Source organism: Rufibacter roseus (assembly GCF_001647285.1).
Lineage (GTDB): Bacteria > Bacteroidota > Bacteroidia > Cytophagales > Hymenobacteraceae > Nibribacter > Nibribacter roseus.
Genome location: NZ_LRML01000008.1, coordinates 60,948 through 74,701, shown reverse-complemented (window position 1 = coordinate 74,701; position 13,754 = coordinate 60,948). Strand labels below are relative to the sequence as shown.

Sequence of the window (13,754 nt, the reverse complement as noted above, 5' to 3'; positions counted from 1 at the left end):
GGTTACCCAATCATTTTTTCAATCGGCACCACCAGAATTCCCTCGGCTCCGGCTTCTTTCAATTTCTGGATTATTTCCCAGAAATCATCTTCGTTCACCACAGAGTGCAGAGAACTCCAGCCCTCCTCAGCCAATGGAATAACCGTTGGGGACTTTATGCCCGGCAACAAATTTTTAATGGCCGGAATAGAATCATTAGGGGCATTCAGTACCACGTATTTAGATTTCTGGGCCCGCTGCACTGCCTCCATCCGGAACAACAGTTGCTTCAATAGCTTGTTTTTCTCGGCATCTAGGTTCTGGTTGGCAATGAGAACCGCCTCAGATTTGAACACAGTCTCTACTTCCCGTAAGCCGTTGCTGATAAGAGTTGATCCAGATGAAACAATATCACAAACCGCATCTGCCAGACCAATGCTTGGGGCAATTTCCACGGAGCCGCTAATGGTATGAATATCGGCTTGTACGCCTTTTGAAGTTAAATACTCCTGCAGCAGGTTGGGGTAAGAAGTGGCAATGCTTTTTCCCTCCAGCGAGGTAATGTCACCGTATTCTGCCCCTTTAGACACCGCCAAAGAAAGACGGCACTTGCTGAAGCCCAGATTTTTTACCGACAGTTGCTGAAGCCCTTCTTCCACCAGCACGTTCTGACCCACAATGCCAATATCGGCCACTCCGTCGGCCACGTAGCCGGGAATGTCGTCGTCACGTAGGAACAGGATTTCAAGTGGGAAATTGGTGGCCTCTGTTTTTAGCTTGGAAGAAGCGCTTAGAAAAGAGATGCCGCACTCTCTGATGAGCTTAATGGAATCATCAGACAAACGTCCGGACTTTTGAATAGCTAACCTAATCATGTAAAAGAATAGTGGTTAATGCGAAAGTAGAAACATAAAGGTACAACCCAAAATCGCATAGCCATGGCTTTGCGCAGGTTAAAATGGAGCCCAGCCCCAGAAAGGACGATATGATTGTATTATTCCCCCTGAGAGGAATGGTGGAATTGATGGCAATGCACTCCGTTCACCGCGGTTGCGGCGCTAGAAAGGAGGATATGGGTTAGTGCGTTGCTCATAAGTATGCGCCAAAGGTAAAAAGGGATGGTGAAGAAACAAGGGAAACAGATATTTCTTTTTACTTTTTTACATATTTTTACCAATCCTTCTGCCCTAAAGAGTATTTCTTTCTTTAAAATGGCATAATTTTTTCTCCTGAAAATATAGACCTTTTTATGGCTTGTAATTGTTTGCCTGGAACAGCCGTTTCATATTCGGTGCAAAAAGATATTCTTCATGTTTAAAATAGTTTTATCAACGATTCTGTCTTGCTTTGTGGCTCTCTCCGCTTTGGCACAAACCCAGATACCCCTGCCGCAGCCTAGCCCAAATGCCTCTGTTTCGCATACTATAGGTGTAACGGAGGTTACTGTTCAATATAGCGCCCCTGGTGTTAAGAAAAGGCAGATCTGGGGAAAGCTGGTGCCTTACGGGCAAGTGTGGCGGGCGGGCGCGAACGAGGCTACCGTTATTCAATTCAGTACTCCTGCGCAAATAGCACAGGAAAAAGTGCCTGCCGGAATCTATTCCCTTTTTGTTTTCCCGCTTGACTCTGCCAGGTTCGATCTGATCCTGAACAAACAAGCCAGCTTATGGGGCACCGAAGACTATGACCCAAAACAAGATTTGATTAGGGTGTCCATGCGGGTACAAACGGCGCCGTACCATGAAACGCTTCAGTATTCTTTTACCAATGTGTTAACCAGTAGTGCCATATTGAACTTGAACTGGGAGAACAAGCAATTGTCGGTACCAATCAGGGTAGAGACACATGCTTTAACTTTGAAAGCCATAAAAGATTCACTTGCCACAGCCAAACCAACCGATTGGTCAGCATACGCCCAAGCCACTAATTACCTGCTTACCCAAAACTCAGACCATGAGACTGCTCTGGATTGGATAAATAAATCCATCAGCATTGAGGAAAATTTCTATAATGTTTGGCTGAAGGCTAAATTACTAGCCCAGAAAAATGAGTTTGAGGCAGCTTGGGAGCTAAACAAGAAAGCCCAGCAATTAGGCAAGAAAACGAAAGACGCCTATCAGTCTTACGCTCAGGAAATTGAAGATGCCGCCATTCTTTGGCGTGAAAAACGATTTAACAGAAACTAGTTGGCGTTTTTAGTCTGTTTTCTTAAAAACAGACCCAAAACAGCAGAGCCTGCTCCATTGGAGCAGGCTCTGCTGTTTTGGGAGGTACTTCCCACCCGAAAGGAAAAACTCAGAAAATAAGAGATTTAAAATCTGGCAATAAACCTTAGGTTCACCAAGCGGCCGGTCAGGTAATTAGGTACAGCGTACGTTATACCGTTAAGGTCACGCACGTAGTTGTAAGATATGACATTATTGGCAGCGATGAGGTTAAGTATTTCTAAACTCAGCCACAGACTTTCAAGTCCAAACCCTTTCGTATCAGCGGTCTGCATAGATATGATTTTGGAAAACCCGATGTCTACACGGCGGTAGCTGGGGCCAGGAAAGGCATTGCGGTTATCTATATCACCCGGTGGACCGAAAGGCAAGCCGGTGCTGAATGCCAGATTCAAGTACATGCGCACCGTTGGGTTATTGGGCAGATGGTCCTGAAAATAAACCCCAAAGTTCAGGAGCTGGTCAGTGGGCCTACGGATAAAGCCTTTTTCTTCGCGCCGTATAACTTCTCTCGTTTCTGGGTCACGCACAGTGGTAGAGTCACCTGATACATTTTCACGGGTGCTCAGTATACCTAAACTAAACCAGGACTCCTCTCCTTTTATGAATTCACCGTTCACCCGCACGTCAAAGCCCATGGCATAAGCTGAGGTTTCATATTGCGGAAGATACCGCAGGCGCATGTTGTCCTGCTCATACGGAATAACAGAAGGCAAATGTTTGTAGTAGGCTTCGGCGGTTACCTTGAACGGCCGGTCCCACTTCTTGAACTGATATTCAGAGGCGGCAATGAAATGCCACGATTCCTGGTTTTTGGTTTTTGGGTATAAAACACCTTGGGCATCGCGAAGCTCTCGGTACATAGGAGACTGCACGTACAGTCCCGAGGCCATTTTGAAAGACCAGTCAGGTAGGTTTTTGAACCGCACCGCATATTGCACCCGGGGACTAATAGATAACTGCTTGTTCACCGACCAATAGTGAAACCGGAAACCGTAAGTCAGGGTCTGCAGGCTATCTAATTCCCAAGTGTGCTGGGCGAATCCCTGGTAGCGGGTGGAGTTTAAGGCAATATCACTGTTCAGATTCTGCAGGTTATAGACGTAGTCCGCCGAATCTTGGAAAGAATACTCCTGAATGTGGTCATTAATATTTTCAACGCTTCCTTTTATTCCTGCACTCACCACACTTGTACCAGACAATTCCCAGGTGGCACGCATTTCCATAGCCTGCAAGGCAGCTCTTAAACGGTTACGGGCATATTCAAAGCGAGTGCCCAAACCACGTTCTCCGGCGCAGCGGTTAAACGGAGAAACACCCGGCGCAGGCAGCACATCGCAGAACCGATACCCCGATTCTAAGTCTCGCACTTCCCGTTCCTGACTGTACAGGCTGGAGTAAATTAATTCTGTTTTGAATTTGGAGTTGAAATAATGCTGGAGCCTTAATCCACCCTGCCAGGTGGTATACCGCATCTGCTCCTGACCGTCATAGCCTACCAAAAGCCTAAGCAACTGAGATTCTGTACCAAAAGTAGTTTCTCTTGTTTCTGGTCTTACCTGATAGTGGTTCTGTGCTATGCTGCCCAAAAAGCTTAACTGTGTTTTTGGTTCAGCTCCGGTATCGCGGTGTTCTTTGTTAGACAAGTCATAGGTGAGGTAAGTCTGCACATCAGAGAAGCGGGGACGATAGTCGCCCTCCACCTGCAGACTATTTAGTACATAGGCGGCATTTTTATGGCGTGCTCCTATTAAATACCCAAACCTGCCTTTGGCAGCGGTGCCTTCCGTATGCACCGAACCGCCCGTTAAACCACCTGAAACAGAGGCTCTAAATTTTGAGGGAGTTCGGTACTGGATGTCCAGCACAGAAGAAAGCTTATCGCCGTACTTTGGTTGCCAACCGCCGGAGGAAAAAGTAACCTCCTCGACTAAATCAGGATTTACGAAACTTAGTCCCTCCTGCTGGCCGCTTATGTTCAGAAAAGGCCGGTACACTTCAATACCATTGACATACACCAGGTTTTCATCATAACTACCGCCCCGCACCGAATAACTGGAAGAAAGTTCGTTGTTATTGGTGACCCCAGGCAAAGTGAGCAGAATCTTGTTGAAATCCTGAAAGGGCGAAGGAAAGGTTTGGGTAAGGCGAGGATCCAGACGGGTGATGCTGGCTTGGTCGCGGGTGTCGTTCAGGTTTCTGCCCCGCACTGTTACCTCCCGCACCTGATTTGGGGCCAGCACTAGTTCCACCGTGAGAAAACGAGATTCATCGGGCAGTAGGGTTACCTCCCGCTGGGCAGACTGGTAGCCTATATAGCTGAAAGTAAGCAAATGATTTTTGCCCGCTTCCAGTTGCAACCGGAAGCGCCCCCTCTGATCTGTTGCGGTAGAGGTGGTGGCATTAGGCAAAGAAACGGTGGCTCCAATAAGCGGACGCTGTAAGGAATCAGTGACTACGCCCTGTACAATTCCCTGCTGTGCCCAAGCCGTCAGGCTTAGGAACAGGAAAGCCAGAAGCCAAGCCCCAATCCTTTTCATCTTTCTTTAAATTTTTATAGTCTTAAGCTCCTGAATGGTTTGCACTGGGTTAGCAGAACTGAATACAAATGAGCCAGCCACTAAAACATCGGCCCCAGCCGCCAATAACTTAGGTGCATTCTGCTGGTTCACACCTCCGTCTATTTCTATTAAGCAGTCAGAGCCAGTTTCAAGAAGAAGCGCCTTTAGCTGTTCAATTTTACGGTACGTGTGTTCTATGAACTTTTGGCCACCAAACCCAGGGTTCACCGACATGATACACACCACATCAATGTCTTGAATAACATCTGCTAAAAGAGTTACGGGTGTATGTGGGTTAAGAGCTACACCTGCTTTGGCGCCAGTGGCTTTGATTTGCTGCAAAGTACGGTGTAGGTGCGGGCAGGCTTCCAGGTGAACAGAAATGGTGTCTGCCCCAACCGCTCTGAATTGCTCAATATACTTTTCCGGCTCCACAATCATGAGGTGCACATCCATTGGCTTTTGGGCAACTTTCTGAATGGACTCTATTACCGGGAAACCAAAAGATATATTCGGAACAAAACGGCCGTCCATCACATCCACATGAATCCAGTCAGCGGCGCTTTGGTTTAGCATTTGAACATCTTGGGCTAGCTGGCCAAAATTGGCGGCCAGCACAGAAGGGGCAATTAAATGAGGCATTGAAATAGAAAATTTACTTCTACAAAGCAACACTTTCTGAAGTCAAAAACCAATGAGCAAAAGATGTTTACTTCTGTTTTTGGATTAGTTTCCTGAAAACAGGCTTAAAACGCAGCTCTATACTCTTGATGCTATGGTGCAGAATATGCAGCAGATGAAAGTTTGACCTGTGTTTAAGTAAAGATCTCAACTCAAAAAAAAGCCCTGCCGTTTATTCGGCAGAGCTTTCTGTAATTGGTTAATCTTCTACACCAGTTTCTATCAAAACTTCTTCACGCTCGGTTCCGGTAACAATGTAACCGGTACCAATCTCACAGTTAACACCGGTGTCGCCGTCGCAGTATTTATGTGACCGCCACATTCTGTACACAGGCCCTACCCCAAAGCTCAGAACCTCATGCTTTTCATTCAGAAACAAAAGGTTTACCGTATCGGCCTGTACAATGGTTAACGTGTTGTCATAGGTATTACTACCCATACTGAACGAATCGCCTATTTTTTCATAGGAGTAGAATTCCTTTGTTTCACTGGTATTCAAAGGATTATAAATCCATGTCTTCCCATTCTGGGCTGGGTACACCATGTGCACCAGCGTTTGGTTGTTTTTAGTTATTCTGAAGTCAGATGCAGATTTTGACAGCAGCATTACGTCCTGCACTTTCCACCTATCCGATTCATTTTCTCTCCGGCTTATCTCTACGCGGTACCATTCTCTTCCGCTTTGGTCAACTGTGGTTTCGTCTATTCTCTCTCTTATCTGAAACTCCGTTGTTTGCCCTACATTGTTTCTATAGGTGGTTTCTGTGATAGAAAACACCCAGTAGTGCCCCACTTCCAACGGATAGTAGGCATGGCCTGTTTTGTCAGGGTCTAGGGTGATTACTTCGTCCTCACAGGAAGAAAGAAAAACCGACAGCAGTACCAAAAGAGAGAGTAGCTTTTTCATTTTATGTTGTAGACCCTTAGTCTAAGTTGAAGCTGGTTTCAATCCAACCGCCGCCAATCACGTCGTCGCCTTCATAGAAAACGGCGGCCTGACCAGGTGCTATGGCGTTTACACCGGCATGGAACTGCACCAGCATTCTATCGCCTACCTGCTCAATAGTAGCAGCGGTACCCGGGTCATTGTAGCGCACTTTGGTTACAGTTTCAGTAGGTAAGCCATGCAAGTTCTCGTACTTCACCATGCTTAGTTTACCTACGTTCATACCGTTCTTAGCCAGCTGCTCGTAATTGCCCAGCACTACCCTATTCGTATCTTTCTCTATTCTGGTTACAAAAGCCGGATAACCTAGAGCCACACCCAAGCCTTTCCGTTGCCCAATGGTGTAAAACGGGTACCCTTCATGCTTGCCAACTACGGTTCCGTCTTCCAGAACAAATTCGCCTCCGGCCACTTCAGCCTGCAAAGTAGGCACTCTGCGTTTTAAAAAACCACGGTAGTCGTTGTCCGGAATAAAGCAGATTTCATAGCTCTCTGCTTTCTTCACTAAGGCATCAAACCCACGGTCCATGGCCATTTGCCGAATCTCAGTCTTGTGCAGGTGCCCTAACGGGAAAATAGTACGGCTCAAGCTCTCCTGCGAGATGCCCCACAGCGCGTAAGACTGGTCTTTGTTGTGGTCTTTCCCTTTGGAAATTACAAAGCGACCGTTTTCCTCACGTATGTTGGCGTAATGTCCGGTGGCTATAAAATCACAGCCTAATTTGTCGGCCCTACGCAACAGAGCATCCCATTTAATGTGGGTGTTGCAAAGCACACAAGGGTTAGGGGTACGGCCGGCAATGTATTCATCGGTGAAATGGTTGATGACATAATCACCGAATTCTTCCCTGATGTCAATAATGTAATGCGGAAAACCCAACTGCACGGCAATGTCGCGGGCGTCGTTGATGGAATCAAGGCTGCAGCAGCCTGTTTCTTTTTTACTTCCCCCGGAACTGGAGTAGTCCCAGGTTTTCATGGTCATGCCCACTACTTCATATCCCTGCTCGTGGAGCAATACAGCCGCCACCGAGGAATCAATGCCGCCACTCATAGCGACCAATACTCTTCCTTTTGAACTCATTTTTTCTAAATTAAACGGGATTCACAGTCCCGCCGAAAACATGTGCAAATATAGTGATTTTACCAGGCTTTACCTCCCTCTGATGATCAAGCACTTACAGTATACTTTGCTAAACCCTAACCCACTTAAATAAGTTTAAAGAAGTCAAAGAACCCATTTAGTCTTTAGGTAAAGTAAATTTATTGTTGCGCCAACACTATTTTATTTCCTAAACGCTTTACATTTGAACCGAAAACAGCACGTTTTTCCTCTGTTTTCAGAAAAACAAGTAAAAAACCATGGCTTTAAGTACAATTGTTCTTGTCAACCAAATTACTAACCTTTCTGATGCCCGCTACTGCGCCGGAATGGGTGTAGAAATGTTAGGCTTCAAACTGCAGCAGAACCAACCTCAATACATCACTCCAGAATCCTTTAAAGAAATAGCGGGCTGGATTTCTGGCGTAAAATTGGTAGGAGAAGTACAGGAACTACCCACGCAAGAGGTGGAAGAGTTGCTTCTGCAGTATAAAGTAGACATGCTGCAGCTCAACAGCCTCTACCTGATCGAGGAATTGGATGAGTTGCCCCTGCCCATCATTCTGCGCGTGCTCATTGACAAAGACACCGTAGAAGAAAACCTTAGTGGCCTGTTGGAGCTCTATCACCATCACGTGGAGTATTTCTTAATTGATTCTGAGGATTTTAATTCTATTGATGAAACCAACTATAAGTTCATCAGAGATTTAGCGAAAAAGTATCCTATTATTTTAGGCTTCGGGCTAAACAAAGAAAACACCCGTGAAGCTTTAGATAAAATTCACCCTGCCGGTATTGCCTTAAAAGGCGGCGAAGAAATAAGACCAGGCTTCAAAAACTTTGATGACCTAGAAGAGATTTTTGAGCAGCTGGAGGATTAGAAAAGGACACAGGACTCAAGATTTAGGACACAAGATTTTTAAAATTAGTTATTTACCACAGAGCTGCTTTGGGCAGATTTTAATGAAATACTGCCCCCAAAACGGCTCTCGTGGTGTAGGATCATTTGTGAAATCCTGTGTCTAACTTCTTGTGTCTTACTTCTAAAATCTAAACAGTAACCTGCAGATATTTTATCGGCACATTCTGTTCCAGGTATGTCTTTTCGAAGGTAGTGTAAATGCCCATGGTGTGCTCCTGCAGGTCAGATTGGTAAAGGTCCCATGTGTGGAGCAGGTTTTTGGCTTTTCGCTCTTCCAGTACCTCCAGAGAATATTCAAATAGGGAGTGGCTATCTGTTTTGAGGTGGAGCTTTCCCCCGGGTTTTAAAATACGCTCATACATCTCCAGGAAACGCGGTGAGGTTAGCCTGCGTTTGATGTCTCTTTTGCGGGGGCGCGGGTCAGGAAACGTAATCCAGATTTCGTCTACCTCGTTCTCTTCGAAATGCTTTTCCAGGTCTTCAATAAAAATGCGAAGAAAGCCCACGTTGGTTAATCCGGCTTCTATGGCCAAAGAGCTCCCCTTCCAAATGCGGTTGCCTTTAATATCAATGCCGATGAAGTTTTTATGAGGGTAAAGCTGGGCCATGCCTATGGTATATTCACCTTTTCCGCAGCCTACTTCCAGCACCAATGGTTGCTCTTTTTGAAAAAAGTCGCTGTTCCAACGGCCTTTCAATTGTTCGTAATTCTCTTTGCCCGGCTCTACAATATTGGCACGGGTTGCGTTTACCGCAAATTTCTCTAGTTTGCCTCTGCCCATTAACTATAATTCAGGAATTTCTGCCACCACAAAGGTACTGCCGCCAATGAAAATAACCTCATCTGGCAAGGCATAGGTTTTAGCGGCAATCAGAGCGTCTTCCACCGTAGGGTACGCATGGCCTTTTAAACCGGCATACTGCGCCTCTTCATGCAGTTGCTGTACCGGAAGGGCTCTGGGTATCTGAGCCTGGCAGAAATAATACCGGAAAGATACTGGCAACAGGCGTAGGACACTGGTGATGTCTTTATCGTTAGTGGCTCCGAAAACAAAGTGTACCTGCTTCGGTTTTAGACCTATAAGCTGAGTCACCACTTCTCTGATGCCGTCAATGTTATGACCAGTGTCGCAGAGGGTAAGGGGCTCCTGCTTCAGTACTTGCCATCGGCCTTTTAAACCGGTAAGAGCCTGAATATTTTTCAACCCTTCTCTGATATGATTCTCGGTGATTTGATAGTTCTGATTTCTCAGTTCTTCTACCGTGGCGAGCACACCAGGTAAATTTGCTTTTTGGTAGTTCCCCAGTAGTGAAACCTCAAGATTCTCCAACCATATTTCGCATTCTCGTTTAACTGAATACAGCGCATTCCATTCAGAGGTACCAATGCGTTCTAGTTCATATTTCTGATCAGCAAAGGTGAGTAGACTTTCTGTTTCCTGGCTCTTTTTCTCAAAAACAGAAGAAACTTCTGGCTGAGTTTTGCTTATCACCACCGGCACACCTGACTTGATAATACCCGCTTTTTCGCAAGCTATTTCAGGCAATGTATTACCCAACAAAGACTGGTGATCAAGACCAATACTGGTGATCAGAGACACCAGCGGTGTAATGATGTTGGTTGAATCTAATCTTCCTCCCAAACCTACTTCCACTACGGCTATATCTACTGCCTCCTCAGCGAAGTGCTGAAAAGCGAGCGCTACATTCATCTCAAAAAAAGAGGGCTTTATCTGGTCAAACAGTGTCATGTGCTGCTCTGTGAACCATGCTACTTTTTCCTGGCTTATCATTTCACCATTTACGCGTATCCGTTCGGTAAAATCCTTTAGGTGCGGTGAGGTGTATAATCCGGTTTTGTACCCGGCTGCCTGTAAAATAGACGCCAACATGGAAGAAGAGCTTCCCTTACCATTGGTGCCCGCCACGTGCACCGATTTAAATTTTTGATGGGGATTATCCAGCGATTTGGAAAGCGCCAGAATATTGTCTAGGCTCTTCTTAAAAGCAGCGTTGCCGATGCGGTGAAACATCGGCAACTGCTGGAATAAGTATTCTAAAGCTTGCTCGTAAGTCACGAAGAAGTAGGTTTTGTTATCTTGATCTGATGATAAAGGTAATGGTTCCGGTGGCGCCTTCGTTGTTGTTGCCGCCATTTCTGATTCTAGAGAAAGAGGTTTTCCTTACTTCAGAACGGTACCAGTTCACAACCTTTGCGCTGACGTTACTTTCCATTACATCAAGGGCAATAATTTCACCGTCTGCGTCAATTTTAACCTGAAACACCACTTTGCCGGTTTCATTGTTATATGGGTCGGTGCGGGGTTCTAAGTCAAAACGCCAGCCTGGCATATTTAACGGTCCACCGCCACTGCCTCCGGCTCCTGTTTTAGTTCCAGGGTAAAGTCCGGCCGGATTACCTTTGTCACCCGTTTTGCCTTCCTCGCCGTTGTTATTTCCGGTTGGGTTGTTGCTCTTTCCGTCGGTACCGTTACCGCCACCGTCTTTTGACTTCACTGGCATCATGGCACGGCTATCTACTTTCTTTACCTCTTCTTTCGGCTCTGGTTTGGGCTGAGGCTTTGGCTCTTCTTTTACCACTACCGGCGACTCCTGTGAAGTAGTCACCACTTTTTCAACCTGTGGTTGCGGAGTGGGCTGCGTCACCGGCACTACCTCTGGCTGTGGCGTTACTTTTTCGGCTTCGGCAGGTGGTCGGCTATCTTCTGTGTTCTTAGATTCATTGGGAGTAGCTTTGCTATGCACTTCACCCCCTCCGGCATCAGTGGTACCAAAAGACATTTCAATTCCCCCTATTTGCTGTGGCGGGTTTTCTTCTTGCCACACCAGCATCCAAAACAGAAATAAAAGCAACAGGATGTGTATTGCCAGGCTCACACCGGCAGCAATACGCTTGTTCTTTTGTTCTTGTGGGGTAACTGCTATCATGGTTAATTCTTAGTCAACAACAGTGCCAATTGACACTTTTGCTTTCAATTCATTGGCAATTCCGGCCGCTCTTACAAAGTGTTCTACGGGCACGGCTTTGTCTACGTTCAATAGAACAACCCCTTGCCCCTCTTCAGTTCCAGCCAGCGCCTGCGCCAGGTCAGCCTCTAAGGTTTCAAGCGATGATTGCTTTTCATTTACCTGCACCTGTAAGTCCTCATTAATGGAAACCGTTACCTTTTGCATAACCTTACCACCCGACTTGCTGGACGGTAAATTAACGGGCATACCGGTAGGTACCACAAAGCTGGAAGTAAGCATGAAGAAAATCAACAACAGAAAGATAATGTCCGTCATAGAGGACATGTTGAAATCTGGGTTGACTCTGTTTTTAGAACGTAAATTCATTAGGCTTGCGGTTCCTGAAGTAAATCAATAAATTCTATGGAGCTGTACTCCATGTCATGCACAATGCTGTCAATTTTAGACACCAAGAAGTTATACCCCACGTAAGCTGGTAACCCGATAATAAGACCGGTAGCGGTTGTGACCATGGCTTCATAAATACCGCCAGATAATAACTGCGGACTAACAGAACCCTCGGCCTGGGCAATGGCAATGAAGGCACCAATCATACCCGTTACTGTACCCAGAAAGCCCAGCATTGGAGCGGCACCGGCCACCGTTGCCAAACCAGAAAGGTTTTTCTCAAGGTTGGCAATTTCAATTTTACCTACGTTTTCAATAGAGGCTTCAATGTTGTTCAGGGGCTGACCTATTTTTGAGATCCCTTTCTCCAGCATTCTGGAAATGGGTGAATTGGTTTGGGCGCACAGCATTTTGGCGCCTTGCACATCACCGGCTAAAACCAGGCTCTTCAGGCGCTGCACAAAACCTGCTGGGTTCTGAGAGGCTTTCTTAATAGTAAGATAGCGCTCTACGAAAATGTAAATGGCCACTAATGATAAAAGAACCAGTGGAATCATAGCCCACCCGCCATTCATGGCCAGATCCAGCAGCGAAATAGATTCTTGAGCAGTTTCAGCGCCTGCCGCGGTGGCAGTAGTATCTGCGGCGGCAGTGTTCGTAAACTGGAGCAGTAGTGACTTCATGTTAATAGTTAAATACCCAAAGTTCATTGTTAATCTTATTCCGGAGTTCCGGCAAGGCGTTCTGCGCCTCCTGAGCGGTGGCAAAATCCGCTACCGATACCCGGTCACGTTTAGTGTCATGAGAAGGCTGCAGAATTTTGGCGTCATAGCCTTTTCTTTGCAACTGCTTCTGGTTTCTTTCAGCGTATCCTTCTTGGGAGAATACCCCCATAATAACGTAGAAACGACCAGTTTTTTGTTTAATTGTAGCTCCTTCAACTGATTTAGCTGCTGCTTTGGTAGCAGTGGCAACAGTTTCTTTTTTAACAGCAGCCTCTGCCTTCACCGGTTTGGCAGGTTCAGGAGCAGTCACCTTAGCTTCTGCAGCCACAGTTGTTTCTTCAGATGGCTTTTTCTCTAGGGCAGTTTCTGCAACAGTAGAAACCTCTGAATTAGTTACATCAGTGTCACCCCAATTGTCTTCTTCCGCCGGTGCGTCTACAAACTCTGCTTCCTGATTAAAAGAATCTTCTGCTGTACCATTTACATAAGAGTTGATCTCTTCAGACTCTCTTAAGGTAGCCTCTGCATCAATTGCTGGCACAGCTGTTTCCGTGGGCGTTAACAACGCAAACGGGTTCAGAGAGCTTAAGGCCACATCTTGCTGCAAAGAGAACAGATACACAGCAGACACAGTTAAGGTACCTATCACCAGACTTGCTCCAATGCGGTATAATTTTCTGAAACGGCCCACTGGCTGCTTTCTGTTATTGTCAGTACCAGGGGTTTGGTCTTTGTACTTACCACGCAGAATCAAAGATTCCTTGCCGGCAATTGGTTTAGATACCAAATCAGGCAAACCGAAACTCTGCTCCAGAAAATTGTCGCTCTCTATGCTTTCAAAAACCAGTTGGCGGTCAGCATTGTAACGGAAAACTCCTATGTCTTGCAGTTCAAATCTGTGCTGTTGCAACAGCTGTGCCTTCAGGTCCTGTACAAACTCAGCTACAGCCTGCTGCGCTAGGTTCAGAGGCAACTGCTGCTGTTTGGCTAAGGTAGAAATCAGCAACCCGTCGTTCACTTTCAGTTGCTCATTAAACGCTATATGCTTAGAGGGCGGTGAAAAAGTGTGTTTTACAGGATGGATTTTTGCCGGGGCATAATGCGTAATCAATCCTCCAAAATCTGGAATGATGACACAATCATACGCGTACAACAGGTTTTTAATGTGCCTTTGAATCATATTTCTAAAATGACTGAATGATGAGAGGGAGGTTGATAAAGTATCTTCCTCGCCC

General features: G+C 46.1%; 13 protein-coding genes. 2 read left to right on the top strand and 11 right to left on the bottom strand.

Annotation, left to right across the window (positions count from 1 at the left end; all coding sequences use genetic code 11):
* Positions 1-2: 2 nt before the first annotated feature.
* Positions 3-854 (bottom strand): ATP phosphoribosyltransferase, encoded by an 852-nt coding sequence (gene hisG / locus A8O23_RS13205; protein WP_066621968.1) that lies wholly within the window; start codon positions 852-854, stop codon positions 3-5.
* 435 nt (positions 855-1,289) lie between these two features.
* Here hisG and A8O23_RS13200 point away from each other — a divergent pair, with 435 nt between their 5' ends.
* A complete protein-coding gene (locus A8O23_RS13200; protein WP_066621966.1) occupies positions 1,290-2,165 on the top strand; it encodes a DUF2911 domain-containing protein in 876 nt (291 codons plus the stop codon).
* A 125-nt stretch (positions 2,166-2,290) separates the two neighbouring features.
* Here the strand turns inward: A8O23_RS13200 and A8O23_RS13195 are convergent, their stop codons facing one another.
* The 4 genes from A8O23_RS13195 to mnmA all read right to left on the bottom strand — a co-directional run bounded on the left by A8O23_RS13195 (position 2,291) and on the right by mnmA (position 7,476).
* On the bottom strand, positions 2,291-4,744 hold the full coding sequence (locus tag A8O23_RS13195) for a TonB-dependent receptor (protein WP_066621964.1): 2,454 nt from the start codon (positions 4,742-4,744) through the stop codon (positions 2,291-2,293).
* 6 nt (positions 4,745-4,750) lie between these two features.
* Complete coding sequence (rpe, locus tag A8O23_RS13190) at positions 4,751-5,407, bottom strand: ribulose-phosphate 3-epimerase (protein WP_066621962.1); 657 nt, start codon at positions 5,405-5,407, stop codon at positions 4,751-4,753.
* A gap of 238 nt (positions 5,408-5,645) precedes the next feature.
* Complete coding sequence (locus tag A8O23_RS13185; protein WP_066621961.1) at positions 5,646-6,353, bottom strand: hypothetical protein; 708 nt, start codon at positions 6,351-6,353, stop codon at positions 5,646-5,648.
* 16 nt (positions 6,354-6,369) lie between these two features.
* A complete protein-coding gene (gene mnmA / locus A8O23_RS13180) occupies positions 6,370-7,476 on the bottom strand; it encodes a tRNA 2-thiouridine(34) synthase MnmA (protein WP_066621960.1) in 1,107 nt (368 codons plus the stop codon).
* A 278-nt stretch (positions 7,477-7,754) separates the two neighbouring features.
* On the opposite strand from mnmA, the gene trpF reads away from it, so the two are divergent.
* Positions 7,755-8,375, top strand: a complete 621-nt coding sequence (trpF, locus tag A8O23_RS13175; RefSeq protein ID WP_066621959.1) for a phosphoribosylanthranilate isomerase — start codon at positions 7,755-7,757, stop codon at positions 8,373-8,375.
* A 169-nt stretch (positions 8,376-8,544) separates the two neighbouring features.
* Here the strand turns inward: trpF and trmB are convergent, their stop codons facing one another.
* The 6 genes from trmB to A8O23_RS13145 are packed head-to-tail and all read right to left on the bottom strand — an operon-like array spanning position 8,545 to position 13,699.
* Positions 8,545-9,198 carry a tRNA (guanosine(46)-N7)-methyltransferase TrmB gene (gene trmB, locus A8O23_RS13170; protein ID WP_066621956.1) on the bottom strand — a complete coding sequence of 218 codons (654 nt, stop codon included), beginning with the start codon at positions 9,196-9,198 and terminating at the stop codon, positions 8,545-8,547.
* Positions 9,199-9,201: 3 nt separating this feature from the next.
* Complete coding sequence (locus tag A8O23_RS13165) at positions 9,202-10,572, bottom strand: bifunctional folylpolyglutamate synthase/dihydrofolate synthase (RefSeq protein WP_317039545.1); 1,371 nt, start codon at positions 10,570-10,572, stop codon at positions 9,202-9,204.
* Positions 10,511-11,365: a hypothetical protein gene (locus A8O23_RS13160; RefSeq protein WP_066621952.1), complete on the bottom strand. Its 855-nt coding sequence runs from the start codon at positions 11,363-11,365 to the stop codon at positions 10,511-10,513. The genes A8O23_RS13165 and A8O23_RS13160 overlap by 62 nt, the downstream gene beginning before the upstream one ends.
* A gap of 9 nt (positions 11,366-11,374) precedes the next feature.
* Positions 11,375-11,773 carry an ExbD/TolR family protein gene (locus A8O23_RS13155; RefSeq protein ID WP_066621950.1) on the bottom strand — a complete coding sequence of 133 codons (399 nt, stop codon included), beginning with the start codon at positions 11,771-11,773 and terminating at the stop codon, positions 11,375-11,377.
* Positions 11,773-12,477 (bottom strand): MotA/TolQ/ExbB proton channel family protein, encoded by a 705-nt coding sequence (locus A8O23_RS13150; RefSeq protein ID WP_239693401.1) that lies wholly within the window; start codon positions 12,475-12,477, stop codon positions 11,773-11,775. Before A8O23_RS13150 ends, A8O23_RS13155 begins: the two co-directional genes overlap by 1 nt.
* A gap of 1 nt (position 12,478) precedes the next feature.
* Positions 12,479-13,699: an HU domain-containing protein gene (locus A8O23_RS13145; protein ID WP_066621948.1), complete on the bottom strand. Its 1,221-nt coding sequence runs from the start codon at positions 13,697-13,699 to the stop codon at positions 12,479-12,481.
* Between the last annotated feature and the right edge of the window lie 55 nt (positions 13,700-13,754).

Bases quoted from the DNA above. Each gene is read 5' to 3' on its own strand.
- hisG (WP_066621968.1), bottom strand. From the start codon at position 854: ATGATTAGGTTAGCTATTCAAAAGTCCGGACGTTTGTCTGATGATTCC.
- A8O23_RS13200 (WP_066621966.1), top strand. From the start codon at position 1,290: ATGTTTAAAATAGTTTTATCAACGATTCTGTCTTGCTTTGTGGCTCTC.
- A8O23_RS13195 (WP_066621964.1), bottom strand. From the start codon at position 4,744: ATGAAAAGGATTGGGGCTTGGCTTCTGGCTTTCCTGTTCCTAAGCCTG.
- rpe (WP_066621962.1), bottom strand. From the start codon at position 5,407: ATGCCTCATTTAATTGCCCCTTCTGTGCTGGCCGCCAATTTTGGCCAG.
- A8O23_RS13185 (WP_066621961.1), bottom strand. From the start codon at position 6,353: ATGAAAAAGCTACTCTCTCTTTTGGTACTGCTGTCGGTTTTTCTTTCT.
- mnmA (WP_066621960.1), bottom strand. From the start codon at position 7,476: ATGAGTTCAAAAGGAAGAGTATTGGTCGCTATGAGTGGCGGCATTGAT.
- trpF (WP_066621959.1), top strand. From the start codon at position 7,755: ATGGCTTTAAGTACAATTGTTCTTGTCAACCAAATTACTAACCTTTCT.
- trmB (WP_066621956.1), bottom strand. From the start codon at position 9,198: ATGGGCAGAGGCAAACTAGAGAAATTTGCGGTAAACGCAACCCGTGCC.
- A8O23_RS13165 (WP_317039545.1), bottom strand. From the start codon at position 10,572: ATGGCGGCAACAACAACGAAGGCGCCACCGGAACCATTACCTTTATCA.
- A8O23_RS13160 (WP_066621952.1), bottom strand. From the start codon at position 11,365: ATGATAGCAGTTACCCCACAAGAACAAAAGAACAAGCGTATTGCTGCC.
- A8O23_RS13155 (WP_066621950.1), bottom strand. From the start codon at position 11,773: ATGAATTTACGTTCTAAAAACAGAGTCAACCCAGATTTCAACATGTCC.
- A8O23_RS13150 (WP_239693401.1), bottom strand. From the start codon at position 12,477: ATGAAGTCACTACTGCTCCAGTTTACGAACACTGCCGCCGCAGATACT.
- A8O23_RS13145 (WP_066621948.1), bottom strand. From the start codon at position 13,699: ATGATTCAAAGGCACATTAAAAACCTGTTGTACGCGTATGATTGTGTC.